Origin of the sequence: Arcicella rosea, assembly GCF_040543805.1 — a bacterium.
Classification (GTDB): Bacteria; Bacteroidota; Bacteroidia; order Cytophagales; family Spirosomataceae; genus Arcicella; species Arcicella rosea.
This window is the reverse complement of sequence record NZ_JBEUMS010000007.1, coordinates 176,946-202,788: the sequence shown is the minus strand read 5'-3', so window position 1 is coordinate 202,788 and position 25,843 is coordinate 176,946. Positions and strand designations below refer to the sequence as shown.

The following is a 25,843-nucleotide window of genomic DNA, read 5'->3' as shown; positions in this document are numbered from 1 at the left end:
TTATCAATAGAGTTAATGATTTATTATCAAAAGGCTGTCCAAAAAGTTTTTGAGACTAAATATTATTCTGCGTTCAACCTCACCCCCAACCCCCTCTCCTGCAAAGAGGGGGCTTTTTAGCTCCGAAAGCTCCCCTCTCAACAGGAGAGGGGTCAGGGGTGAGGTTTTTCATAAAATAATAATTGGTTGTTGCACACCTATTGATACAATAAATTTCTGCTTTCACTCCTCTCCTTCCTTCATCACTACATTTAATCTATTAACCTTCCCTAATTTTACCCTAAAGTTTTCAATAGTTTGAGGTTTAAAACCTTTTGCTTCAATATTTACCCGATACATACCCAAAGCAATGGGTTTTATGATAAAGTTTCCTTCTTTATCACTTTGAGTATTAGTTTTTGTTTTACCATTAAATATAATTGTTGCTCCTACAATTGCTTTTCCATTGAGCGCTGTACTAATATTTCCTTTTACTTGTGTGCTTGTGCTATTGGGTGCATCAATTTTTCTGATATGCTTATAGGCATTATAAAAGTCAGGATTATATTTCTGAAAAAGAACCGCCAATTTATCTAAACGATTACTTAATAAAGCATCTACTTCTGCCATTATTTCTGATATTTTATCTAAATAAATAGATTTTTCAGACCTTATAATTCTGATTTTAGGCAATACTGCTTTAAAATGAAAAATTGCTTGTTCAAAGGCTTCAATTTTTTCTGCATCAATACCATAATCAACAATTGCTTCACGATTTGCTTCAGTAGCTACATAAATATTTTGCATTGTAGGTAAAATCAAATCCTCTCTTAACCTAAATAGTTTAGTGTAAGAATAATTTACCTCTTCCATTAATACCATTTTTTTCTGGGTAGAAGCAAAAGCATAAATAATACCTGCAATATCCGAAGCCATTCTACAGAGATTCTCCTTAACTAATTGCTTATCATTCGTAATACCAGTAGTTTCTTTAATTTGTTGTCCTAAATAGAATTGAATTTCCTCAATTTTTGAGTTGAACAGTGCTAAACTTTCCGTAAAAGCTAAATTACTTGATACAATAGTCAAATTGCTTTTACACAATAATTGTACACCTTGGTACATACTTAATTTGGACTCTTGACGTGCTTTCATAAGTGTTTGATTTATATTAAAATTTGATGTAATTCTTAATTAATGAACTATCATTACTTGCTTCAAAAACAATTTAACCATTTAATATAAAGCAACTTACACATACTTACATACAATTTTACTTTGTTTGTATTGAATTGCTTTTTTCTTGGTAGTACCTATTATTTATGATAATAGAATTAAAAAATGCTTTGTAATACTATAGCATTGCTTATGTACAATTATGTTTTGTTTAAAGAAACCCTTTCATTGCTTTTGTGTAATTATACTTTGTTTGATTGCACCATTTTCTTGATTTGATGTAATTACTCTTTGCTTGACTGTACTATTCTAATGATTCTAGGTAATTTTTCACTGTTAGGTTATACCTTTCAAATGCTTTAGTGTCAATATCATTTGTTTCATTCTACCGTTTTATTGCTTTAATGTAATTGCTCTTTGTTTAACTATACTTTGTCAATGCCTTTTTTTAACTATCTCTTGCTTAATTAAACATCAGTATTGTTTGAATAGAATTAAGCTTTGTTTTACTGTCATCTTTATAAAATTGTTTGTAATCTGTATTTGTTTAATCTATTCATTCTTGTCTAAAAATCAATTTTGTTCTTCTAAAATCAAACATAAATAATCTTTATATAAAAATCCATTTTTTTATTCAAAACTTATTATACGGTATATAATACATTGATTTTCAACAGAAAAACAATAATGAATGATTATTCAATTTACCATTAAAAATAAATTAACTCTTAGTAATTATCAATAATCTGTGTAAAAAGCTTCAATAAAAGTATATGCCATTATAGATTTATTTATTCCTTAAAACATTTCAGTATCAAGGATGTTCTAGCTATAATTTCTATTTATAAATATACAATCGGATGTCAAAAAATATCTTAATTATAGGTGCAAGTTCAGGAATTGGAGAAGCTACTGCACAAATACTCAACAAACAAGGCTTTAATGTTTACGATGCCTCTCGTACAGCACCATCAGTAACTACAGTGAAGCATTTCACTTGGGATGCTCTTAATCCTGGTAATACAGTTTTTAATGAACTACCAGATGTTTTAGATGGACTTATCTATTGTCCGGGTACAATTAACTTAAAACCCTTTGCAAGGCTCAGTCAGGAAGATTTTAAGAACGATTTTCAAATCAATGTATTAGGTGCTGTTGCTGTTATTCAAACTGTTTTGCCTCGTCTCAAAAAAAGCAATAGCGCTTCCATCGTTTTATACAGCACTGTTGCGGTTAAAATCGGGATGAGTTTCCATGCTTCTGTAGCAAGTTCAAAAGGTGCGATAGAAGGATTAACTCGCTCCTTGGCAGCAGAGTTTGCTCCTAATAAAATCAATGTAAATTGTATTGCTCCTTCATTAACAGAAACACCATTGGCAAAAAACTTATTATCAAGTGAAGAAAAGAAAGAAGCATCCAACAAACGCCATCCGATAGGACGCTTTGGCAATGTATTAGACATCGCCAGCATGACAGCATTCTTAATTTCAGATGATTCAAGCTGGATTACAGGACAAATACTGAACATTGATGGTGGGATGAGCTCAATTAAAACGATGTAATTTTACCTTTCAAATCAGAAAAGCGTATTTTCTTATAATTATTACCAACAGCACCAAAGTTTTCCGTACTTTGGTGCTGTTTCTATATTATTTAACTAAAACATACATTCTTAAACCCCAAAACTATGAGTGCTTTAATTTTTATAGTGGTTTTTGCCATTCTAATTATTTTCTTTTCCATCGTGATTGTCAACCAAGGTACAGTTGCAGTTATTACAATTTTTGGAAAATACCAAAGAGTAATGACTCCAGGTTTGAATTTTAAAATTCCATTTGTAGAATTTATCTTCAAAAGAATCTCTATTCAAAACCGTTCGATGGAATTAGAATTCCAAGCCATTACTTCCGACCAAGCTAATGTAAATTTTAAAGCAATGTTGGTCTATGCAGTACTGAATCAGGAAGAACAGACGATTAAAAACGTAGCTTTCAAGTACATGGACGAGCGTTCTTTTATGCAAGCCCTAATTCGTACCGTTGAAGGAACAATTCGTGCTTTTGTAGCGACAAAAAAACAAGCAGAAGTATTGCTTCTTCGTGGTGAAATTGTATTAAATGTAAAGAATGAATTAGATGAAACATTAGAACAATGGGGTTATCATTTAATAGACTTACAATTGAATGATATAGCTTTTGATGAAGCGATTATGCGTTCGATGGCTCAAGTAGTAGCATCAAATAACTTAAAGGCTGCGGCTGAAAACGAAGGACAAGCTTTATTAATCACCAAAACAAAGTCGGCTGAGGCAGAAGGTAATGCCATTAGGATTTCAGCAGAGGCAGAAAAGATTGCCGCACAGTTACGTGGTCAAGGTGTTGCGCTCTTCCGTGAAGAAGTAGCAAGGGGTATGGCAGAATCTGCGAAAGTAATGAATGAAGCAAATTTAGATGCTTCGTTAATACTCTTCTCGATGTGGACAGAAGCTGTAAAACACTTCGCAGAACAAGGACAAGGCAATGTGATTTTCTTGGATGGTTCAACTGAAGGCATGGATAGAACGATGAAACAAATCATGGGTATTCAACAATTAAAAGATGCTGGAGATTATGTTGCACCTGCTTCGGCTAGTGGGAAGAAATAACAACATGATTATATATTTTTACCGAAAAGCGACAATAAAATGTCGCTTTTTTGTTTATTTTGTATAAGTAAAAACCCAATTTGATGCAATTCTCTCATTTACACTGTCATACACAATACTCTCTCTTAGACGGAGCTTCCAAAATTTCTGGACTATTTGCCAAAGCGAAAGCTGATAATATGCCCGCTGTTGCTATTACCGATCATGGTAATATGTTTGGCGCATTTCAGTTTGTAGCAGAGGCAAGTAAACACGAAGGTGTAAAGCCTATTGTGGGTTGTGAGTTTTATGTAGTAGAAGATCGTTTCAAAAAACAATTCTCTAAAGAGCAAAAAGATAAGCGTTATCACCAATTGATGTTGGCAAAGAATGCTGAGGGCTATGCAAACTTGGTAAAACTTTGTTCTTTAGGCTTTATAGAAGGTCTTTACGGGAAATATCCTCGTATCGACAAGTCTTTGATTTTACAATATCACAAAGGACTTATCGCTACTACTTGTTGTATTGGTGCGTCAGTTCCTCAAGCGATTCTGAGAGGAAGTGAAGAAGAAGCTGAAAAAGAATTCAAGTGGTGGTTGGATATTTTTGGTGAAGATTATTATGTAGAAGTACAAAATCACCAAATTCCAGACCAATTAAAGTGTAATGAAGTATTACTAAAGTTTGCGAAGAAGTATAATGTAAAAGTAATTGCTTCAAACGATTCGCATTATTTAGACCAAAAAGATGCCAACGCACATGATATTTTATTGTGTATCAACACTGGCGAAAAGCAAGCAACTCCTACATACAAAGATGTTGATGATGGCGAATCGGTAAAAGGAAAGCGTTTTGCTTTTTATAATGATGAATTTTACTTCAAGAATACACAGGAAATGACCCAATTGTGGTCGCATATTCCTGAAGCAATTGATAATACCAATGAAATTGTAGGCAAAATTGACACATTACGTCTGAAGCAAGACATCATGTTGCCTAATTACGAAATCCCAACTGGATTTGTCAATCAGGATGCTTACTTAGAACACCTTACTTGGGAAGGTGCCAGAAAACGTTATGGTGAAGCTTGGGAAAGTATAGAAGTAAAAGACCGACTCAGTTTTGAATTACATACCATTCGCACAATGGGCTTTGCGGGTTACTTCTTAATTGTATCCGATTTTATTCGTGCTGGTCGTGAATTAGGCGTTTTTGTAGGACCTGGTCGTGGTTCGGCAGCGGGTTCAGTAGTTGCTTATTGTATTGGTATTACAAATATTGACCCAATTAAGTATAATCTACTTTTCGAGCGTTTCTTGAATCCTGACCGTAAATCAATGCCCGATATTGATACGGATTTTGACGATGAAGGTCGCCAAAAAGTAATTGATTATGTGGTTGAAAAATACGGTAAACAGCAAGTAGCGCATATCGTTACTTATGGCACAATGGCAGCTAAAATGTCTATCAAAGACGTTGCCCGTGTAATGGATTTACCACTGAATGAATCCAACGAATTAGCCAAATTAGTACCCGATAAACCCGGCACTAATTTAAACAGAGTAATGAATGCTCCATTAATTGGTGAAAAATCACTCGCTGAAAAAGAACAGTTCCAAGCAGAAGATATTGAAAACGTTAAGAAACTCCGTGAAATTCGTCGGGAAGGTTCTTTACGTTCAAAAGTATTAGAAGAAGCTTTGGTTTTAGAAGGTTCTGTGCGTGGAACGGGTATTCACGCCGCTGGAATTATCATCGCTCCAAAAGATTTAACTGAAATCCTTCCTGTTGCTACTTCAAAAGAAGTAAACTTATTAATTACACAATTTGAAGGAAAAATCATTGAAGATGCTGGCGTAATTAAAATGGACTTTTTGGGTTTAAAAACCCTTTCCATTCTAAAAGAAGCCCTTCGTTTGATTAAACAAAACTATGGTATAGAAATTGATTTAGATAATATTCCACTTGATGATGTAAAGACTTATGAATTATATCAAAGAGGCGAAACAAATGCTACTTTCCAATTTGAATCTGGCGGGATGCAAAAACACTTATTGGATTTAAAGCCCGATCAATTCTCGGATTTAATTGCCATGAATGCTTTGTATCGTCCTGGACCAATTGCTTATATTCCCAACTTTATTGCTCGTAAACATGGTCGTGAGGAAATCGCTTATGATTTACCCGACATGGAAGAATACTTGGCAGATACTTATGGAATAACGGTTTATCAAGAACAGGTAATGCTTTTGTCTCAGAAATTAGCGGGCTTTTCAAAAGGAGATGCCGACGTTCTGAGAAAAGCAATGGGTAAAAAAGACCGTTACACGCTTGATAAAATGAAAAGTAAGTTTGTGGACGGTGCTAAAGAAAAAGGACATCCAGAAGACAAACTCAACAAAATTTGGACTGACTGGGAAGCATTTGCTCAGTATGCTTTCAATAAATCTCACTCTACTTGTTATGCTTTTGTAGCGTATCAAACTGGTTATTTGAAAGCCCATTATCCATCAGAGTACATGGCGGCAGTGATGTCAAACTCTTTGGGTAACATTGAAAAGATTACTTTCTTCATGGAAGAATGTAGGAGAATGGGCTTGCCAGTATTAGGTCCAGATATTAATGAATCTTATCGTTCTTTTGCGGTAAATAAAAAAGGAGAAATTCGTTTTGGTTTGGGAGCTATCAAAGGAACTGGCGATGCTGCGGTTGAAAGTATCATTGAAGAAAGAGATAAAAATGGTGCATATAAAGATATTTTTGATTTCGTAAAAAGAGTAAACCTCAGAACCGTTAACAAAAAGACTTTAGAAAGTTTGGCTTATGGCGGAGGATTTGATTGTTTCGAAGATATTCATCGTGCAATTTATTTTGCTGATGTTGAAGGAAGTAACTTCATCGAAAAAATTATTCGTTATGCCAACAAAGCAGTTGAAGTAGCGGCTTCTGCTCAAGGTTCGCTTTTTGGTATGCTTGGCGAAGGTGGTGGTGGCGAAATTGCAACACCTAAAATTCCCAACATTGAGAAATGGGGACAAATGGAGAAGCTTAAATTTGAAAAAGAAGTTGTTGGGATTTATATTTCCGGTCATCCATTAGATGAGTATCGTTTGGAATTAGAAAGCTTTTGTACTTGTACCTTGGATAGAGTTATGGAACCGATTTTTAGAGGTAAAGAAGTTTCTGTAGGTGGCATTGTTACAAAAGCGATTGAAAGGTATTCTAAAAATGGAAATCCATTTATGCTTTTTACTTTAGAAGATTATAATGGAAGTTATGAATTTGCTTTATTTGGTGAAGATTTTGTAAATCTTTCAAAATACATTGCTACAGACCGTTTTCTTTATATCAAAGGGCAAATCAAAAATCGTTGGGGACGACAAGACGAATGGGAGTTCAAACCTGTTTCGATTCGATTGTTATCAGAAATTAGAAATCAGTTTTCTAAAGAATTAAAAATCAACATAGGGTTACAACAAGTTAATGCTGTCTTTATTGAGCATCTCAACAAATTGATAACCTTAAACCAAGGTACTTGTAATTTGACTTTGACAGTTTACGACCCCGAAGACAAAGTGGAAGTAACCATGTTATCGAGAAAAAATAAAATTTCACCGAGCAATGAATTCTTGAATGAATTACAATTGATTCAAGGACTGACTTATAAATTAAATTAGTTGTGAGTTAGTGAATTGTGATTTAGTGATTTTTTTGACACAATCACTAAATCACAACTCACTCATTCACAATTACTCTCATAAACCTCAAAAATCAACATGTTAAAAAAACTATTTGCTATTGCTTTATTGGGCTATTTTTCTTTTGCTTGTAGTTCTGGGAAAAAGGCTTTAGAACAAGGAAATTATGATGCTGCTGTAGAAACAGCTATTGGAAGATTACAGAAAAGCCCCACAAATACTAAAGCTCAAAAAGTATTAAAAGAAGCTTTTCCTGCTGCTTTAAACTTTCACCTTTCAAAAGTAGAGAATTGGAAGCACTCTCAAGAACAATTCCGTTGGGAACGAGTTGTTGCAGAATATAAACAGATTCATGCTTTAACAGATGAATTGGTGAATTGCCAAGCTTGTCTAAGAATAACTGGAACACCCAAAAGATATTTTGATGAATTACAAACGGCTAAGATTTTAGCTGCCGATGAACGTTATACTGTTGGTTTATCTGCCATGACACAGGCTAATGATAATCGCCAAGCAGCAAAAGATGCTTTCTATAATTTCTCAGTCGTTGAAGAGTTAATTCCAACTTATAAAGACATTAAAACTAAACTTGATCAATCTTATGAATTAGCAAGTATTGATGTAGTGGTAGAGCAAGTAAGTGTGCATTCTCCAACTTATGCTTTGAGCAATGAGTATTTTCAAGGGAAAATCAACGAGTTTCTTCGTACGAATCCTAAATTAAATCAATTTGTACGTTTTCATTCTCCTGAAATGGCTGAACAAAATAAGTTAAAGCCAGACCAAATTATACGTTTACAATTTGATGATTTTATTGTCGGTCAAACTTATGTAGAAACCAATAATAGCACTGTAACGAGTAAAGACAGCGTAAAAGTTGGAGAAACTACAGTAAATGGAAAGAAAATTGCGGTGTTCAATAAAGTAACTGCGAAATTGACACAATCAAGAAAAGCGGTTACTTCTAAAGGAATTTTAGATTTCCAAGTGATTGATTTTAAAACCAAACAGAAAATCTATCAAGATAAAATAGGTGGCGAGTTTGTTTGGGTGAATGAATGGGGTAATTTTAACGGTGATGAAAGAGCTTTGACAAAGCAACAACTTAGCCTTACCAGAAACAAAGAGCTTTTACCTCCGCCTCCTCAGCAATTATTTACAGAATTTACCAAGCCTATTTATGACCAAATTACCCGTAAAATAAAAAAATACTATGAAAATTACTGAAATTTATAGTATTAAATAATTGAATATCAAGACAAAACTGTAATTCTGCCTTGTTTCAATAAAACACAGGAACTAAGATATTACGACATTTTGTTCTAACTTTGAAAAAAGAAATTAACTTAATTAAAAAATAAAATGGGAAAATACGTAGTAGCAACCGATGATAATTTTCAAGAATTAATCAATTCAGATAAACCAGTTTTAGTGGATTTTTGGGCAGAATGGTGTGGACCATGTAAAATGATTGGACCAATTGTTGAAGAATTAGCTGGTGATGTAGAAGGACAAGCAATCGTTGCTAAAATGGACGTTGATGCTAATTCAACTGTTCCTTCAACTTTAGGAATTCGTTCTATTCCTACATTATTGATTTTCAAAAATGGTGAATTGAAAGAAAGATTAGTAGGTGGAAATATTCCAAAAGCTGTTTTATCACAAACACTTTTGAAACACGCTTAATTTTTTGAATTATAACAAACATTATTCATCTCGAATTTTTCTTCTGCATAAAGAGTTTTAGAAGATTTCATAAGTTTTGGGTTCATTCTCGTCCTTACTTTTTGTCTTGATACAAAAAGTAACAAAAAAATCAAGAATTCCTAAACTCGCTTCGCTCAAACAGTAGGAATTCGTTGTTCATCAATCATAAAAAAGCGGTCGAAATTAATTTTCGACCGCTTTTTTATTAACTTAAATTCAAAAGGACAAATATTTATTTTTGAATTTTCCAAAGAGAATCAATCACTAACTCACTCATTCACAAATCACTAAATAAGTTAGACGCTTTCCAAAATCACCTCACAAGCTTTTCTGATTTCTTCTTCTGTAATAATCAAAGGCGGTGCGATTCTCATCGAATTATCGCAAAACAAAAACCAATCTGTTACAACACCTTTTTCAATCGCTCGGTCGATAATGGGTTTTAAAGTATCAAAATCTTCAAACTCTACCGCCATCATCAAACCTTGATTTCTAACTTCTTTGATTTTATCGTGAATTAGTAAAGATTTAAACAGTTCTGCTTTGGACTTTACTTCTGCTAAAATATTTTCTTCTAAAATTACTTTCAGCGTAGCCAAAGAAGCAGCAGCACTAACTGGATGTCCACCGAAAGTAGTGATATGTCCTAAGATTGGATTGTTTTTAAATACACCCATCACTTCATGATTTGCAATAAATGCACCAATTGGCATTCCTCCGCCCATTCCTTTAGCACATAATAAGACATCTGGATAAATGCCAAATTGTTCAAAAGCCCAGAAAGTGCCAGTTCTACCAAATCCACTTTGAATTTCATCTACAATCAACAACGTTTTGGTTTCGTCACAGCGTTTTCTTAAAGCCAAGAAATAGTCTTTGCTTGGAATTCTTACTCCTGCTTCTCCCCCAACGATTTCTATAATAATCGCTGCCGTTTTTTCAGTAATGAATCCTATATCTTCTATTACTCCATGACGAATATTTCTAATTTCTGGCAACAGTGGACGAAAATTTCTTTTAAAATTCTCACTTCCAGACAATGATAAAGCTCCCTGTGTTGCTCCATGATAAGCATTAAAACAAGAAATGATTTCCTGACGACCAGTATAACGTTTCGCTAATTTCATTGCTCCTTCCACGGCTTCAGTTCCTGAGTTCGTAAAGTAAACATTATCCAAAGGCTTCATGTTTTCCACTTTTGGAATAAGCGTTTTTACCAAAGCCTCCGCCAATTCTACTTGTGGACTTTGAACATATTCGCCATAAACCATTAAATGCAAGTACTTATCTACTTGATTTTTAATCGCTTCAACTACTTTTGGATGACGATGCCCCACATTCGAAACACCAATACCTGAAATCAAATCCATGTATTGCTTTCCATCTTTTCCGTACATATAAATGCCTTCTGCTTTCTCAATTTCCAAAGCCAATGGGAAATCAGAAGTTTGGGCAACATTTTTTAAGAATAATTCTCTATGTGTAATCAAGTTTTTGTAATTTAATTGATATTAGCTTCTCATAGCTTTAAGCAATAAGCCTTGAGCTATGAGATTTTAGATTTCAGTAAACACAAAATTACAATTCATTCATCATCATTTAACTAATAAATCAATGAAAAAACATTTCTTACTTTTATTAATGCTCTGTTCTATCAGTTCTTTTGCCCAAGAAAAGACTGAATCAAAACTTAATACTCCTGTTCTCCCTCCTCCTGCTCCAGTTGTTACAAAACATCAAACTATTATTAACGGTCAAGCTATTTCATATACTGCCACCACTGGCTATATGGTTTTAAAAGATGAAGCTGGCAAAGCTAAAGGCAATGTATTCTTTATTGCTTATACCAAAGATGGTGTTACTGACATCACTAAACGACCTATTACTTATACTTTCAATGGTGGGCCGGGTTCTGCTTCGGTTTGGTTGCACATGGGAGCAATTGGTCCTAAAAGAATCTTAATGTCCGACAAAGGTGATGCTTTAGCTCCTCCTTATAAATACATTAATAACGAATATTCTTGGTTAGATAAAACCGATTTAGTCTTTATCGACCCAATTAATACGGGTTATAGCCGTGCGGTGCAAGGCGAAGACCCAAAACAGTTTTTAGGATATGTAGAAGACATTGAATCTGTCGGTGAATTCATTAGATTATATACTGTAAAGAACGGTCGTTGGTCATCTCCAAAGTTTTTAGCAGGCGAAAGTTATGGTACTACTCGCTCTGCGGGACTTTCGGGTTACTTACAAGATAAATTCAATATGTATATCAATGGTATTTCTTTGATTTCTTCGGTATTGAATTTCCAAACTATTCTTTTCGATAAAGGAAACGACTTACCCAACATTCTTTATGTACCTACTTATACCGCAATGGCTTGGTATCACAAGAAAATCGCTAAAGAATATCAAGGTGACTTACAAAAAACTTTGCGTGAGGCAGAACATTTTGCTTTAAATGAATATGCTACCGCTTTAATGAAAGGTGATTTGCTACCAGAAGACGAAAAACAAAAGATTGTACAAAAACTAAGTAAACTTACGGGTATTTCAGAAACCTTTATTAAAAATGCTAATCTTCGTATTGAAATTAGTCGATTCACAAAGGAATTATTACGTGATGAAGGCAAAACTGCGGGACGTTTAGACGGTCGTTTTACGGGTATTGACTTTGATAATGTTGGTGAACGCTATGAATTCGACCCAAGTTTAGATGCTACCATCTCTGGCCCTTATTCTACGACGGTTAATAACTATTTACGTCAGGATTTGAAGTATGAAAACGATTTGCCTTATTTGATGTTGACGGGACGTGTACAGCCTTGGAATTATAATAATGTACAAAACAAGTACTTGAATGTAGCAGAAACATTAAGACAAGCGATGGCAAAAAATCCTTATTTAAAAGTATGGATTCCTTCGGCTTATTACGATTTAGCAACGCCATATTTTGCGGCAGAATATGTAGTTTCACACATGGGATTGCGACCAGAACAACGTAAAAACGTTAAGTTTACTTACTTTGAATCTGGACACATGATGTATATTCATAAAGCTTCCTTGATTAAACTCAAAAAAGAAGCCGATGAGTTTTATGAAGAGACTTTAAAGTAAAAACATGAGTCATTCTGAATTTTTCTTACGAATAGAGACTTATATAAAATTAAAACAAAATAGCCTCGGAGAGGCGAAATATCGGTAGTAGAAGCATTTATGGTAAAACATCTCCTTCAAGCCCCATCGGGGCGGGATATTTCGCCCCGATGGGGCTTGAAGGAGTTAAAACAAGATATATCTACCGATATAGTGTTCCTAACGGAACTATAATCAAACAAAAAAGCGGTCAAAATTAGTTTTTCGACCGCTTTTTTGTAATTTTAAAATTCGGGATGATTCATGTTTACAATAAATAATACTTTCTTTTATGTTTTCATTTCCCTATTCCGAAGGAATGAAAGGATTACAATAATAAATTAAATCTTCTCAGCAAATCTCAATCCCAAATAATTGCTCTTTAATTTAAAATCCCGAAGGGATGATATGTTTATAGCAAAAAATTAAATCTACACCACAAATCAGACCCCGAAGTGGGTCTAATCTAACAGAATATCTTTTCCAATTATTTGTATCAAAATATTTATTCCACATTCTTAGACCTTACTTTTCTTGTCTTGACACAAGAAAAGTAACAAAAGAAAGTCAAGAAATTCCGAATCGCAGCGGCGAACCGCCTCGCTCCGCTCAAACAGCGGAATTTCGAACAATTGCTGTCGCAAGATTTACTTTTAATAGAATTTAACACCTTATTGCTAATCTATATTCTTAGTTTATCCTCCAATCCTAAAGCGATTAAACTTGAATAGAAAGTAAGAAAAAACAATAATCACAATTAGACCCCGAAGCGGGTCTAACAAATAACTTTGAATTAATTAAGAATCGTTTATTTAGATGATTCCTATCGTAATTTATCTATTATTCTTCTAAAATTTCGATAAATAATAGTTTCTGTTTCTTCATAACTAACATTCCATAATTTGGATAAATAATCAATCACGTATTTTATATCATTTGAATGTACTACTCTTTTTTGCACTTCTATAAATGGACCATCACTTTCAGTTAGTACATTCTCTTTAGGTATTGCTTTGATTATAGCTTGACCTGATTTTGACCCTATCATTGCTGGATTGATAGAGAAATAATACCCTGAATCAATGATTTTATCAATCAATTTTACAGAACCTGAATACCAATGAAATATTGCATTACTAATATTATATTTAATCAGAAGTTCTAATGTTTCCTTTTCAGCTTGCCTTGAATGAATGCTTAATACCTTTTTTTTATCTGTTACCGCATTTAAAATAAAATTAAAACTTTCAATTTGAATTTCTTTAGTAGCAATGCCTTCTTTTGAAAAGTCTAATCCAACTTCTCCGATGTAAGAAGTTTTTTCTAAATTTTTCATGAAGCGACCATATTCTTTTAAATGATTTTCAGCATACAAAGGATGTAAACCAAGAGCTAATCTCACTTTTTTAAATGATAATAAATGAGGAAAACCCATTTCAAAATGACTAGGTAAATTTGTCATTCCTATTACAATTATACCTTCTTTTTCACATTCATTAGCTATTAAATGAGGATTGGAATACAAGTCTATGTGACAATGAGTATCTATTATCATTATAATTTTAACTGTGATTTTACAAACTCTTTACCTTTATCTCTAAACAACTGTAAAATTTCTTCTTTAGACTCCAATACCATTTTTGCATATTTATCTAAATCTTTTGATTCTATACTTCCATTTACAACTAAATCTCTTTTCATTTGCTCAAACGAAATAATTTTATTGAGATAGCTAAATAGTGAAGGTAAATCAACAAAGGAATTAAGGGATTTTGCTCCTAAAATATCATTGCCATATCTTTCTTCATCAAATTTAGCCTTATTTAATGCAGCTCTTCGGTAAATACAAGGCATACAAACACCACATTGATTAACACCTTTTTTTTCTTCCCAATTTTGCTTTCTACCTCTTTTACCACAAGAAACAGAATCTTTAAATATATTTTTCAAAACATTTTTATTCTTACAATCTGCAACCATTCTACCTTTTGTTTCAAATTTGTAAGGATTATCTATTTTTATATCTAATCCACATTCGTTAAGAAGTTCTTGAACTTTATTTAAAACAAACGGGTGGGTCGTTCTAGTACTTAAAGAACTAACTCTTGAAGGAGTTAAAGGGTAGTTAATTGAAATTGTTCCATTTTCTGGTATTATTAGTTCGTCTATAGGAGATAAAAAGCACCCTAATCCTATAAATAAAAAAGATCGACTCCTGTAATTACTCTCAACACTAACTTTATTTAAATTATTGTCTCTCCTTCCTAGTGCTATTTTTGATTGTACCCAATAAATTTTATTGGGATATTGACAATTTAAATATTTGTATAATTTGTTTTGGTCACTATTGGGTCCAGAAGATTTAAAATCGAAATGAGAAACTAATAAAATTTTTTCTTCATCTTTTAGTATTTCAAGAATATCAATAATACCTATTAAAGAATCTAATCCTCCTGAAAATAGACTTGTATATTTTACTTTTTCTTTTTCAAAAATTATTGAATTTTTATTTGTCTTTATTCCTATACTTGGTAAAAAATGATTAATAGTTTTGTTCTGTATAAATGAAACAGTCCAATAATCACCTGTTAAGAAATTTAATATTTCAGCTAAAAGTAGCTCATTACCTTGCCATTTAGTTAAATTATTTACAGGAAAATCAACCTCTATCTCTCTTGCCCATCCATCAAATGAATAAATTTCACGACTTAGTAGATTATCAACCCCATAAACAAAGGTTGATATTAAAAATAAGTCAAATTTAATTGAAGTCAAATCTTCATTGAAATCAAACACACTCGAATATTCATTGATCAATAATGGTACTTCACTATAAATGCCATTACTATTAATGTAAGATAATGTCAAGTCTGAAAACTTACCATTATTTGCTTCTTTTATTCCGATTGTAACTTTCATATTTATTCAAATACGGTTAAAACATCTTGTTGAATATTCTTAATTAATCCTTGAGCTTCATTTGAACTCCAATCAATTTTATGTAACGGATTTGTTTTTTGCATAACATTAATTCTTTCAAAAATAAAGTCTTTAATTTGCTTAAAAAGAGTGTTACAATCTCTTTCGTTTTTATTTTTAATTAAATGATCATAAAACCACCTTGATAAATGTTCATTAATATAGTGTCCAAAATATCTGATTATTAATTCTTCAGATGAACCTATTTCAAATTGATCTGACAAAAGTTTTTCGACTTCATCGATGTCTTTTGCATTAGAAATTAACTCTTCAATTAACTTCCTTGACGCTTCCTTGGCAGCATTTTCATCTATCGTATTAGCTGTACCTGAGCAATATTCAATTAAAAAATTTATTACATCCCCTACTGATTTATTATCTAAATCTGTTAACCCAATAGCGGAAAGGGTGTCTCTGATATTACCCGAATCATTAAAGTTACTAAAAAAGCTATTTAGTTTTATTGCGGTTTTAATACCTGCCTTTCCAGCAATTTTAGAACTACCTCTACCAGCTTTACTTGCCCCGCCAATAGTAAAAACATAATTTTTCATTATGATTGTCAATTTATCATTTGTAAGTGTAGTTGAATTACAATTGGATGTTAACGAGGCACTTAAATTTCTCCAATTAGGAATCATTGAATGTTTGGTATCAGAGAATGATTTTGATGTTCCCATTATTTGTTATTTTTTAAGTTAAAAGCTTTAGCGGGTTTACTATTTGAATTCTTAAAGTAATCATTTAGGAAGTCACTAAGAGTTGGCTCTGATTTGTAACTACTTAATCGATGAGCAATTGATGGATCTATGTCAGACTCTCGTATTACTTTAAGTACTTCAATATATTGGTAAGCACTATTTTCTATTTTTTCTTCAATCATGTAATTAAAAATTTCATAATACCTTTTTTGTTTAGGATTTTGTTTTAGAGAGGAGCTTAACATTTGAAAAAAAGAGTTTTTTTCAATTTCAGTAAAAGCTATAAATTTTTCTTTTATTATTTTACGTGTTGCAGTTGCAGGTATTTCTTTTTCTAATTCATTGAACAAAGCTTTGACAATAGGAGGTATTAAACTGGAAGCTAATATGGAAGTAGATATTTTATCTCTTGAAATCCAAAAATAATCTCTTAAATCAACAGAAGATAATTTTGGCTCACTTTGTATCCATTTTATTAGTTTAGGTTTAGCCCATTCCCTAAAATCACTATTTTCTAAATCTTTATGAGCATCATCTAATAATTTACCTACACATATTTTTTCAATTTCTTTTATTAATGATGGGAAACCATCCTGATTACTTTGTAGTTCAAATAATTCCCTAAATAGCTTTAATTCAGAGTATTCTAATATCATAAGTTTTGCTAAAACCGAATCATTAAAATCCTTTAATACTGCTACACCAGCTAATCTTTTTCTAAGAGTATATGTATTTAGAAATCTTTTTATTTGTCTTGGATTCCCATATAAACTATTTGTAATTAATGGAACTAATGAAGGTACAGTTATCACATTTGATTTAATTTTATCATAATCTTTTTTTTCTAAAATACTTTCAAAATTTAATAATCCGAATGCTGAATATCTATCTGATAATCTAAATTGTTGAAATTGAAAGTATATATTTTGAAACTTACTATTTTCAATCTCCTTTTTACAAATTAACATTGATATATAAGTTTCTACTTCTGGCTCTGATAGCTTGGGTAAAGAATATGGAATCTGAATGAGCTTTTCTAAATAGTCATCTATAATTCTGTTATTATCTTCAATAATTTGATTTGATTCTTTATACTTTTGAACTATTGCATGTCTGACAATTCTTGGGTCAGCTCCTATTATAAATGCTGTTTTAGGTACATTTAAAAACAACTTAACTGCCTCTAAATTTTCTATAATTCTATCAGGAGTACATCTATCTAAATCATCAATTATTACAACAAGTTTTTTAAATGGTGTTGATTTCAACAGTTCTTCAAAATCATTTTTAAAATCAGCAACTGCATTTGTTTTCTTTTTTTCAATAACTTCCTTTTTTTGTAATGATTCGAAAAATTCTTTTCCTTCTTTAGATTGTAATTTTTCAATAAGTTTTGCAGGAGAATTTAATCCTAATTCCGTGATTTTTTGATGTGCAAATGGCAATAAACTTATCCCACCTGAAAAATAAGCTGAAACAGCTGGTAATGCAATATTTTTCATAACCATTCCAGCACCCCTCATCCAATCAATTGATGCCCAAAGTTTTTTTGCTTTTTCTTTAACTGTTTTTTTTATCTCTTCAGATAATTTTGCATTATCTTCTAGTCCATCTACAATAGTATTTAGAAGTGCCGCTTTTGCATCATCATAACCTTCAAATGTCCATCCATTAAAATAAATACATAGCGTTTCCATATCTTTAAATTCACTTTCATCTCCTTCTTTTTTTTCTTCAAACTTTTCTTTAATCATTTGAAGAATACTTGATTTTCCACTACCCCAATCGCCAAAGACTCCAATAGTCACTGGTAATATTGTTTCATCATTAATAACGTCTATTAATAAATCAGCGTGAATTCTAAATCCTAATAGGTCTTCTGAGGTTTCGTTATCTGCCCACATATTTTTAAATTGTAAAATCTATTAAAATAATTTAACGATACATTAATTTTCCACAAATCTTCTATTTCCCTATCACTAATCAAAAAATAAACCCATAAACTTTTCCTTTTTTTATTATACGGTAAAAATTAAAGCTTAATCAACTAATAATAAACTATTTATCAAAAACAACAATTACCAAAAGACAAAAAACAACCCAACCAACACCAATTCCTCAAAGCCAGCGATTGAAATCGCTAGCTTTGGAAAAGGTTCTATCATTACACTTCTGATTTACTCTTTCAGCACTACCAAAAGCTTATTCACAACTCCTCTTTTTACTAGGTAATTCAGTTCTGTGTGGCTTTGATAACCTATTGCTTGTACGTTTACTTGATATTTGCCGTAGCTAATGGGCTTGAAGTTAAAGTTTCCTTCGGTGTCGCTTATGGCTGAGTAGTTAGTTTTGCCTGTAAGAATGATATTGGCTCCTTCAATGACTGTTCCGTCTTTTGCGCTACTAATATTTCCTTTGATTTGTGTGGTTGTCTTGGTAGGAGCATCTACATGTCTGATACTTTTGTAGGCATTTACAAACTCAGGATGGGCTTTGGTGAAAAGTGCCAACAATTTATCCAGTCGATTTTTCAATAATTCGTCGGTTTCTTTGAAGAGATTGTTTAGCGAAATAACCACACTTGATTTTTCTGACTTTGTCATCTTCGTTGAAGGCAGTGCATTTGTATAAGCACTGATGGCATCGGCAAATTCTTGTAATTTGATGGCATCTATGCCATAACTACCCAAAGACGCTAGATTTGCCTGTGTGGCATTGAAGATAATTTTGACGGTTGGGATAATTAAATCTTCTCTGAGTCTCCTAATCTCATTATAAGTATAATTTACCTCTTGTTTTAGTACTTCATTTTTAACAACATTGGCATAAGCAAAGACAAATCCTGCAATTTCCGAGGCAACAGTACAAAGATTATGTTTGGTTACCGTTTTGTCGTTTGTAATTCCACTGGTATGCTTTATATCTGTGGAGACAAAATTGAGGATGTCGCTAATTTTAGCATTTAATTCGTTGAGCCCTTCTGTAAAGGCTGCATTGCTTGAAGTAATTGTAGGGTTGTTTGAGCACAACAATTGTACGCTTTGGTACATGCTTAATTTGGATTCTTGTAACGAGGTCATAAGAAATGGGGTTTAAATGTTTAAAAAATTGTAGTCTTTATTGTTATTGATTATTTATCTTTTTAAAAATTTTGTAGCGTTAATTTCTTTCAATCCCTTCATTTCTTTATGTAGCCTGTTTATCTCATTAAAAGGTAAAACTGTTGTATCTCATTAGCGCTGTTATTCAAAAAAGCTGTTTCTTTCACTGATTTTTAAGTGGTTTTAGCATAGTTCTTTAAGGTTTTTGCAGATTATTCTTTACTCTTTGCTCCATCATCTGAGGACTTCACAAAATATTTTCCCGCATTTGCACAATCATCTGAGGGCTTCACAAAATATTTTCCTATCATTGCACAATCATCTGAGGGCTTCACAAAATATTTTCCCATCATTACACAATCATTTGAGGGCTTCGCAAAATATTTTCCCATCATTGCACAATCATCTGAGGGCTTCACAAAATACTTTCCCATCATTACACAATCATTTGAGGGCTTCGCAAAATATTTTCCCATCATTACACAATCATTTGAGGGCTTCACAAAATACTTTCCCATCATTACACAATCATTTTAGGGCTTCGCAAAATATTTTCCCATCATTACACAATCATCTGAGGGCTTCACAAAATATTTTCCCGTCCTTGCACAATCATTTGATGCTTTGCTCCATTATTAGCGGACTTCACAAAATTATTTCCCGCCTTTGCTTCATCATTAGCGGGCTTCACAAAATTATTTCCCGCTCTTGCTTCATCATTAGCGGGCTTCACAAAATCATTTCCCGCCTTTGCTTCATCATTAGCGGGCTTCACAAAATTATTTCCCGCTCTTGCTTCATCATTAGCGGGCTTCACAAGATTATCTCCCGCCTTTGCTTCATCATTTGTGGGCTTTACAAGGTGCTTTTGTGTACTTGTTTCTTAATCTTTTGGCTTTATTGGGTTATTAAATAGGCTTTTCACATTCTCTTTTTAAGGTATAAGTTCTGATGGATGACTATTAAAATTTCATCTATTTCAAACTTAATTAATAGAAAGATAAACTCAAAGTAATACTCAGAAAACTTATTAAACGGTAAATTTTTCCGGGGAATTAGTCCTAGAATTGGTTTTTGGGGGATAAGAAAAAAACCTCATCCCCCAGCCCCTTCTCCTGTAGAGAAGGGAGCAGACTTTAGTGTTAAAAAAGCTCCCCTCTCAACAGGAGAGGGGTCGGGGGTGAGGTTGTTTTTTACAAAAAAAATACCCTCCTCAAAACGAGAAGGGCAATAGTTATAACAGGATATTGATAAGAGATAATGCTTTCTGAGCTATTCAATATTAATTTTTATTTAATTGATACTTTCAGTAAGGAATTTCATTAAAAATCTCCAAATTCCTCTACTAAATATTGTTGAACGATGGTAATATCCCCTTTTGATGTTAAATCTGGTACGTTTTCTTCAACGGGAACAGTGATTACTTTCTTCTGATTTTCACTTGCCATTTTCATTACTGCACTTGGCAACTCACGTTCGTTACGTACTGGATTAAAAGGCTCTTTACTTACATATTCCAAAATATCATCATAATTAAAATGGAATACATTCATGTTTACACCAATCTTTCCGTTTTTATCTCTGGCAGATTCTATCTGTTCATCATTTGGCTTTTCAATGATTTCTACCAAATAGCCTTCTTCATCAGCTTTAATTACTGCAAATGCTTTTACTCTTTCTGGTGCTACGCCTAAAGCGATGCTTTCATAAGAAACTACTGCATTTTGTACAGGGTTTTCTCTTAATAGCGTAAGTACTTTTACAGAATAAAGATTATCTGAATTACAAACGGTAAACCTTTCTCCTTTCCATTCAGGCGTTTGCTCTAAAGCTTGTTGGATAGCATCGGCAGTACCAGCGGGTTTCTCACGGTCGGGAGCGATTTGCTGGGTAGCATATTTAAAAGTAATTCCCCAAGCTTTGTTTTCAGCAACCAATTGATCGTAATAAGGTTTGGTAACGTGGTCTTTTGGGTTCTTTAAAATCAAAACTTCTGTATAACCTGCACGATGAGCGTTATAAATTAAATAATCCATAAATGGGCGACCATCTTTTCCTACACCAATCATTCCTTTCGGAAGTGTATTTGCTTGTTCAACTAATGTAGAATCTAAAGCCTCTGTGCCTTCTGCTTTTTTCATTCTTGACGACATTCCGCCCGCCATGATTAATAATTTTGCCATTTAAAGATTTTCGTTTTGCTAGTTGGGTTAATTTTCAAAGCTCGTGCCTTCGTCGATTTGAATAACATAAGCTTTACCTCCTTCTTTTTCAATACTTTTAGCAACTTCCTCAGGGTTTTCTGGTGCATACACAAACATACATCCACCACCACCAGAGCCATTTATTTTACCTCCAAATGCTCCTGATGCCTTTGCTGCTGCTAACATTCTATCAATTTTAGGAGTTGATATTTTTAATAATGCTTGTAAATTTAACTGATGTTGATTTAATAATTCACCAAATCTTTGATGATTCAATGTTTTAGCTTTTAATAGTGCCAGTGCTTCAATCAAAATCTCTCTATTATCAATATTGGCTTTGATTAAATCTAATTCTTCTTTGGTAATTAAAGAAGCGAATGTTTTGGTGTCTTCTTGCTGAACATTAAATAAAGAAAAATCGGGATAGGCTATTTTAATTTTCTCTACAGCTTCTAAAACACCATATTTTACTCTTTTTAAAATACCTACTGTGTCTTTTGGTTCAAGTGAATCGCCTAAAACAAAGCTACCAAATGCTGGTTTTAGGGTCTCAACCTTAATTGCTGGCGTTGATTCCAGATAAATAACATTCCCAACTGCGGTTGAGTAATGATCCATCATCCCTCCTGCTTCGTTAAACTCTACTACTTCAGCTCTGTAGGCAATCTCCGCAATATCATTGGCTGAAAGAGGATTTGGTTCATCAGCAATTCTTGATAAAAAATGAATCCAGTTCGCTAATAATGCAGAAGAACTTGATGTTCCTGAATTAATGGGAATATTTCCTTGAACTGTACATTCTAAACCTTTTTTAAAAGTATAGCCTTGTCTTTGTAAAATATTTAAAGCCGAACGAAAATAATCTCTTTTATGTAAATAAGGTAATTCTGGATAGATTTCGAAACTGATTTCATCATCTATATCGGGTAAATGTATAATCGCTTTTCCATCATTTCTATTTTCACCAGTGATACTTACTCTTTTAGAAATTGCTGCGGCAATTACTGGTAATCCTAGATAATCTTGATGTTCGCCAAAAAGACAAATTCTTCCTGGTGTTGATACTTTAATTTTATTACTCATTAATGTCGGTAATTAATTACTGCAAATTTAGTGAATTGATTTGATAGTGAGGTTTTTTGATTTGAAAATTTGTGGATTTGAGAGGAATTTGGAATAACTACGAAAAAAAACCTCATCCCCCAGCCCCTTCTCCTGTTGAGAAGGGGAGCTTTAAGTCCCAAAGTTTTTCCCCTTATCTGAATGGGAAAAAACTTTCAAAACAATCTTATAAGTATTTGAAAATCAATATTAACAACACTCCAACGACTCCCCTTCTCAACAGGAGAAGGGGCTGGGGATGAGGTTCTAAGCTTAGATTATCTCCTTTTGTCAATGGATTAAAAAAACACTTAAACCAATTTTCAAATCTTCAAATCCTCAAATTTTCAAATTAGAACCTAATACTCATCTGCTAATCCAAAAATACGTTTGTTGGTTTTCCATTTTCCTCTGGTAAAGTCGGGAATTTCTACTGATGTGGAGTTTTTAGCGATTGAAAGCTCTGATAATGGACTAATTGCCGACCAAACTGCTGCATCATATACATCAATTGGTGGTGCTACTTTTCTTTTGATAGATTCTACAAAAGCTCTCAATACAAAATAGTCAATTCCGCCATGACCAGCGTTTTCTGCATCTTTAGCGTGGGCTTTCCAAAGTGGATGGTCGTATTTATCTTGATATTCTTTGAATGGCTCCCAACGATCGTGGTTTTTCGCCAAACTTTCTAAGTAAATAGATTTATTATCTTCTGTCCAGATTCCTTCTGTGCCTTGTACTCTGAAACCAAGTGAGTATGGACGAGGTAAATTGGTATCATGTGTAATCAAAATGCTTTCTCCATTAGCACATTTTATCACTGTTGTTACCACATCCCCTAATTTGAACTTCACTTTGGCATTTGGGTGGTCGGCTCCGCCTTTCTTAACAATATAATCATGCAAACCTCTTGCTTTTGTGGCTGTTGAAGTAAGCGAAAGGAATCTATTACCACGGTTAATATCAATCATTTCAGCCACAGGCCCTAATCCATGTGTTGGATAGACATCTCCATTTCTATCAATAGAATGTTGAGTACGCCATTTGGCTTCTGAGAAACCTTTTTCGCCAAATTCTACTCCTCCTCCATAAGCTTGTTTACCATCGTTGAACTTTACACCACGCAAATCATGCTGATAACCACATTGTAAATGCACTAATTCTCCAAAAAGATTCTGACGCACCATGTTTAAGACCGCCAACACATCACGACGATAGCAAACGTTTTCCAGAATCATACAATGCGAACCTGTTTTCTCGAAAGTATTCACCAAATCCCAAGATTCTTGCAAAGTAACTGTTGCAGATACTTCAACACCAGCATATTTTCCAGCTTTCATCGTAGCAACCGACATCGGAACGTGCCATTCCCAAGGCGTAGCGATAATAATTCCGTCTAAATCATCACGTTTTACCATGTTTTCAAAATCATGGTCGTTCTTTTGATAAATAGCAGGTTCTTTTCTTCCTTTGTCTTTCAACATTTTCAAAGAAATCGCAATGGCATTAGGGTCGATGTCACAAATTGCATTAATTTCTACATCGTCACGATACATTGCCATTTCTAAATGATTTCTTCCACGAAGACCAACGCCAATAAAACCAAGGCGTACCTTTTTGTCTTCTTGTTTAGCTCCAAATACGAAATTAGGAATAGTGAGTGCGGCAGTACCTGCCAGCGCAGTTGATTGGATAAATTGACGTCTTTGCATTTTTGTGTTTGATGATGCTGTTTTTGAAAGAATTATTAACATCCTATCTAGTTTTTTGAACCTAGAAAGCTGAAATGATGTTCTAACCTAAGAAATTATTTCGAGAAAAATAATCATAATTTCTTTATTCAATTAAGTTTGTCAATAATATTTAGCAAATCAGCCTCAATAAGTAATTGATTACTGATTAATTTTGTTTTTCTTATTGATGAAGCATGATAAGACAACACACAAAGGGATTTGTTTAATCATTTTAATTTAAAACTTAAACAATCATTCTATTCTGAGTGTTTGATAGTAAAGAGTAAGAGAACGCTGATTTAGTTTAAGAGTGTTGCTGACAACCTTTCAGACGGCTTTTAAACTTTGAGACTAAATTCCGCATGATTGTCTCCAACTTTTAAAGATTAGTTGAACTTTATTACTAATCTGAAGTTGTATTTTAATTAATCAAAAAAAGCATGATGCCAAAAAGAGTGTCGGTGTTTAGAAAAGAGCATTTCAATGCCGCACATCGACTGAATAATCCGAATTGGTCGGATGAAAAAAATGAACGTGTGTATGGAAAATGTAATAATTTCAATTACCACGGTCATAATTATGAATTAATCGTACAAGTAACGGGAGAAATAGATGTTGAGACTGGTTATGTGATTGATATGAAAGTATTGAGCGAAATTATCAAGGTAGAAATTCTAGATAGGTTTGACCATAAGAACTTAAATCTTGATACTGAAGAATTTAAAGACCTAAATCCCTCTGCTGAGAATATCGCAATTGTGATTCATGACAAATTAAAAACCAAAATCAACTCAAATTTTGACCTTAAAATTAGATTATATGAAACCGAACGAAACTTTGTTGAATACCCTGTTAGTTGATAACAATAATAAGATTAGGTTTACGGATGATGAAATCGGTGATGAGCATATTATGACTTCGGTGGATACTCCTATGCGTGAAGATGCTTTTGATTTGAGTGATGATGAAAAAATGGCTCAGATTGAATATCATTTCAAGCAAATTATGGAAACATTGGGGCTAGATTTGACAGATGATTCACTAAAAGGTACGCCTAAAAGAGTAGCAAAAATGTATGTAAAGGAAATTTTCAGCGGTCTTGACCCTAAAAATATGCCTTCAGTTGCTCTTTTTGAGAATAAATATCAATACAATGAGATGTTGGTAGAAAAAAACATTTCATTCTATTCAAATTGTGAACATCACTTTGTACCAATATTCGGAAAAGCGCATGTTGCCTATATTGCAAACGGACAAGTAATTGGTTTATCTAAATTAAACCGCATTGTTCAACACTTTGCGAAGCGTCCGCAAGTACAAGAAAGACTTACGATGCAAATTGCCAAAGAAATACAAAAGCTTTTAGGAACTGAAGACGTAGCTATTATGATTGATGCCAAACACCTTTGTGTTGCTTCAAGAGGTGTAAAAGATGATACATCATCAACTGTAACAAGCTTTTATGGAGGAAAATTTTTAGAAGAAGCTACAAAAGCAGAATTTTTGAAATATATTGCATTGTAGGTTTAAATAGTTGATCTTAATTAAAATCCACTCAGTTTTTGAGTGGATTTTTTGTTTTAAGGATAGGTTAAAAAGCTTTTTTTAGGTTTAAATAAAGCTTTAAATGATATTTGTGGAAGAGAACCATTAAATAGTATGTTTTCATTTTAACCTAATGCAATAAATCTTTAATGCTATCATCT

At 33.1% G+C, this 25,843-nt stretch carries 20 protein-coding genes; 8 read left to right on the top strand and 12 right to left on the bottom strand.

What is annotated here, in order from left to right:
• Positions 1 to 222 precede the first annotated feature (222 nt).
• Entirely contained in the window at positions 223 to 1,134 is a 912-nt protein-coding gene (locus ABID42_RS11190; protein ID WP_367283734.1) for a carboxypeptidase-like regulatory domain-containing protein, read from the bottom strand.
• 881 nt (positions 1,135 to 2,015) lie between these two features.
• Here ABID42_RS11190 and ABID42_RS11185 point away from each other — a divergent pair.
• The 5 genes from ABID42_RS11185 (at position 2,016) to trxA (ending at position 9,162) form a co-directional block, all read left to right on the top strand.
• On the top strand, positions 2,016 to 2,717 hold the full coding sequence (locus ABID42_RS11185; RefSeq protein WP_367283733.1) for an SDR family NAD(P)-dependent oxidoreductase: 702 nt from the start codon (positions 2,016 to 2,018) through the stop codon (positions 2,715 to 2,717).
• Between the two features lie 125 nt (positions 2,718 to 2,842).
• Positions 2,843 to 3,799 carry an SPFH domain-containing protein gene (locus ABID42_RS11180; RefSeq protein WP_367283732.1) on the top strand — a complete coding sequence of 319 codons (957 nt, stop codon included), beginning with the start codon at positions 2,843 to 2,845 and terminating at the stop codon, positions 3,797 to 3,799.
• 83 nt (positions 3,800 to 3,882) lie between these two features.
• Positions 3,883 to 7,455 (top strand): DNA polymerase III subunit alpha, encoded by a 3,573-nt coding sequence (gene dnaE, locus ABID42_RS11175; protein ID WP_367283731.1) that lies wholly within the window; start codon positions 3,883 to 3,885, stop codon positions 7,453 to 7,455.
• A 99-nt stretch (positions 7,456 to 7,554) separates the two neighbouring features.
• Positions 7,555 to 8,703, top strand: coding sequence for a hypothetical protein (locus ABID42_RS11170; RefSeq protein ID WP_367283730.1), 1,149 nt, complete (start codon positions 7,555 to 7,557; stop codon positions 8,701 to 8,703).
• A 135-nt stretch (positions 8,704 to 8,838) separates the two neighbouring features.
• Positions 8,839 to 9,162, top strand: coding sequence for a thioredoxin (gene trxA / locus ABID42_RS11165; protein ID WP_309916624.1), 324 nt, complete (start codon positions 8,839 to 8,841; stop codon positions 9,160 to 9,162).
• 317 nt (positions 9,163 to 9,479) lie between these two features.
• Here the strand turns inward: trxA and ABID42_RS11160 are convergent, their stop codons facing one another.
• Positions 9,480 to 10,670: an aspartate aminotransferase family protein gene (locus ABID42_RS11160; RefSeq protein WP_367283825.1), complete on the bottom strand. Its 1,191-nt coding sequence runs from the start codon at positions 10,668 to 10,670 to the stop codon at positions 9,480 to 9,482.
• Between the two features lie 127 nt (positions 10,671 to 10,797).
• Between ABID42_RS11160 and ABID42_RS11155 the strand changes: the two genes are divergently transcribed.
• A complete protein-coding gene (locus ABID42_RS11155; RefSeq protein ID WP_367283729.1) occupies positions 10,798 to 12,300 on the top strand; it encodes a S10 family peptidase in 1,503 nt (500 codons plus the stop codon).
• A gap of 841 nt (positions 12,301 to 13,141) precedes the next feature.
• On the opposite strand, the gene qatD is transcribed toward ABID42_RS11155, so the two are convergent.
• The 10 genes from qatD to ABID42_RS11105 all read right to left on the bottom strand — a co-directional run bounded on the left by qatD (position 13,142) and on the right by ABID42_RS11105 (position 24,116).
• Positions 13,142 to 13,873, bottom strand: a complete 732-nt coding sequence (gene qatD, locus ABID42_RS11150; RefSeq protein WP_367283728.1) for a Qat anti-phage system TatD family nuclease QatD — start codon at positions 13,871 to 13,873, stop codon at positions 13,142 to 13,144.
• On the bottom strand, positions 13,873 to 15,237 hold the full coding sequence (qatC, locus tag ABID42_RS11145) for a Qat anti-phage system QueC-like protein QatC (protein WP_367283727.1): 1,365 nt from the start codon (positions 15,235 to 15,237) through the stop codon (positions 13,873 to 13,875). Before qatC ends, qatD begins: the two co-directional genes overlap by 1 nt.
• Before the next feature lie 2 nt (positions 15,238 to 15,239).
• On the bottom strand, positions 15,240 to 15,977 hold the full coding sequence (locus tag ABID42_RS11140; protein ID WP_367283726.1) for a Qat anti-phage system associated protein QatB: 738 nt from the start codon (positions 15,975 to 15,977) through the stop codon (positions 15,240 to 15,242).
• Positions 15,977 to 17,902: a KAP family P-loop NTPase fold protein gene (locus ABID42_RS11135; RefSeq protein ID WP_367283725.1), complete on the bottom strand. Its 1,926-nt coding sequence runs from the start codon at positions 17,900 to 17,902 to the stop codon at positions 15,977 to 15,979. The genes ABID42_RS11140 and ABID42_RS11135 overlap by 1 nt, the downstream gene beginning before the upstream one ends.
• Before the next feature lie 273 nt (positions 17,903 to 18,175).
• Positions 18,176 to 19,048: a carboxypeptidase-like regulatory domain-containing protein gene (locus ABID42_RS11130; protein ID WP_367283724.1), complete on the bottom strand. Its 873-nt coding sequence runs from the start codon at positions 19,046 to 19,048 to the stop codon at positions 18,176 to 18,178.
• A 263-nt stretch (positions 19,049 to 19,311) separates the two neighbouring features.
• Positions 19,312 to 19,620 carry a hypothetical protein gene (locus tag ABID42_RS11125; RefSeq protein ID WP_367283723.1) on the bottom strand — a complete coding sequence of 103 codons (309 nt, stop codon included), beginning with the start codon at positions 19,618 to 19,620 and terminating at the stop codon, positions 19,312 to 19,314.
• Between the two features lie 62 nt (positions 19,621 to 19,682).
• Positions 19,683 to 19,916, bottom strand: a complete 234-nt coding sequence (locus ABID42_RS11120; RefSeq protein WP_367283722.1) for a hypothetical protein — start codon at positions 19,914 to 19,916, stop codon at positions 19,683 to 19,685.
• Positions 19,917 to 20,421: 505 nt separating this feature from the next.
• On the bottom strand, positions 20,422 to 21,282 hold the full coding sequence (locus tag ABID42_RS11115) for a sugar phosphate nucleotidyltransferase (protein ID WP_367283721.1): 861 nt from the start codon (positions 21,280 to 21,282) through the stop codon (positions 20,422 to 20,424).
• 27 nt (positions 21,283 to 21,309) lie between these two features.
• Positions 21,310 to 22,386, bottom strand: coding sequence for a GHMP family kinase ATP-binding protein (locus ABID42_RS11110; protein ID WP_367283720.1), 1,077 nt, complete (start codon positions 22,384 to 22,386; stop codon positions 21,310 to 21,312).
• A gap of 377 nt (positions 22,387 to 22,763) precedes the next feature.
• Entirely contained in the window at positions 22,764 to 24,116 is a 1,353-nt protein-coding gene (locus tag ABID42_RS11105) for a Gfo/Idh/MocA family protein (protein ID WP_367283719.1), read from the bottom strand.
• A 461-nt stretch (positions 24,117 to 24,577) separates the two neighbouring features.
• Between ABID42_RS11105 and ABID42_RS11100 the strand changes: the two genes are divergently transcribed.
• Together ABID42_RS11100 and folE are read left to right on the top strand one after the other, a co-directional pair.
• On the top strand, positions 24,578 to 24,997 hold the full coding sequence (locus ABID42_RS11100; RefSeq protein WP_367283718.1) for a 6-pyruvoyl trahydropterin synthase family protein: 420 nt from the start codon (positions 24,578 to 24,580) through the stop codon (positions 24,995 to 24,997).
• A complete protein-coding gene (gene folE, locus ABID42_RS11095; protein WP_367283717.1) occupies positions 24,957 to 25,661 on the top strand; it encodes a GTP cyclohydrolase I FolE in 705 nt (234 codons plus the stop codon). Before ABID42_RS11100 ends, folE begins: the two co-directional genes overlap by 41 nt.
• Positions 25,662 to 25,843 lie beyond the last annotated feature (182 nt).

Coding starts and splice junctions, on each gene's coding strand:
- ABID42_RS11190 (WP_367283734.1), bottom strand. CDS start 1,134: ATGAAAGCACGTCAAGAGTCCAAATTAAGTATGTACCAAGGTGTACAA.
- ABID42_RS11185 (WP_367283733.1), top strand. CDS start 2,016: ATGTCAAAAAATATCTTAATTATAGGTGCAAGTTCAGGAATTGGAGAA.
- ABID42_RS11180 (WP_367283732.1), top strand. CDS start 2,843: ATGAGTGCTTTAATTTTTATAGTGGTTTTTGCCATTCTAATTATTTTC.
- dnaE (WP_367283731.1), top strand. CDS start 3,883: ATGCAATTCTCTCATTTACACTGTCATACACAATACTCTCTCTTAGAC.
- ABID42_RS11170 (WP_367283730.1), top strand. CDS start 7,555: ATGTTAAAAAAACTATTTGCTATTGCTTTATTGGGCTATTTTTCTTTT.
- trxA (WP_309916624.1), top strand. CDS start 8,839: ATGGGAAAATACGTAGTAGCAACCGATGATAATTTTCAAGAATTAATC.
- ABID42_RS11155 (WP_367283729.1), top strand. CDS start 10,798: ATGAAAAAACATTTCTTACTTTTATTAATGCTCTGTTCTATCAGTTCT.
- qatD (WP_367283728.1), bottom strand. CDS start 13,873: ATGATAATAGATACTCATTGTCACATAGACTTGTATTCCAATCCTCAT.
- qatC (WP_367283727.1), bottom strand. CDS start 15,237: ATGAAAGTTACAATCGGAATAAAAGAAGCAAATAATGGTAAGTTTTCA.
- ABID42_RS11140 (WP_367283726.1), bottom strand. CDS start 15,977: ATGGGAACATCAAAATCATTCTCTGATACCAAACATTCAATGATTCCT.
- ABID42_RS11135 (WP_367283725.1), bottom strand. CDS start 17,902: ATGTGGGCAGATAACGAAACCTCAGAAGACCTATTAGGATTTAGAATT.
- ABID42_RS11130 (WP_367283724.1), bottom strand. CDS start 19,048: ATGTACCAAAGCGTACAATTGTTGTGCTCAAACAACCCTACAATTACT.
- ABID42_RS11125 (WP_367283723.1), bottom strand. CDS start 19,620: ATGATGGGAAAGTATTTTGTGAAGCCCTCAAATGATTGTGTAATGATG.
- ABID42_RS11115 (WP_367283721.1), bottom strand. CDS start 21,282: ATGGCAAAATTATTAATCATGGCGGGCGGAATGTCGTCAAGAATGAAA.
- ABID42_RS11110 (WP_367283720.1), bottom strand. CDS start 22,386: ATGAGTAATAAAATTAAAGTATCAACACCAGGAAGAATTTGTCTTTTT.
- ABID42_RS11105 (WP_367283719.1), bottom strand. CDS start 24,116: ATGCAAAGACGTCAATTTATCCAATCAACTGCGCTGGCAGGTACTGCC.
- ABID42_RS11100 (WP_367283718.1), top strand. CDS start 24,578: ATGATGCCAAAAAGAGTGTCGGTGTTTAGAAAAGAGCATTTCAATGCC.
- folE (WP_367283717.1), top strand. CDS start 24,957: ATGAAACCGAACGAAACTTTGTTGAATACCCTGTTAGTTGATAACAAT.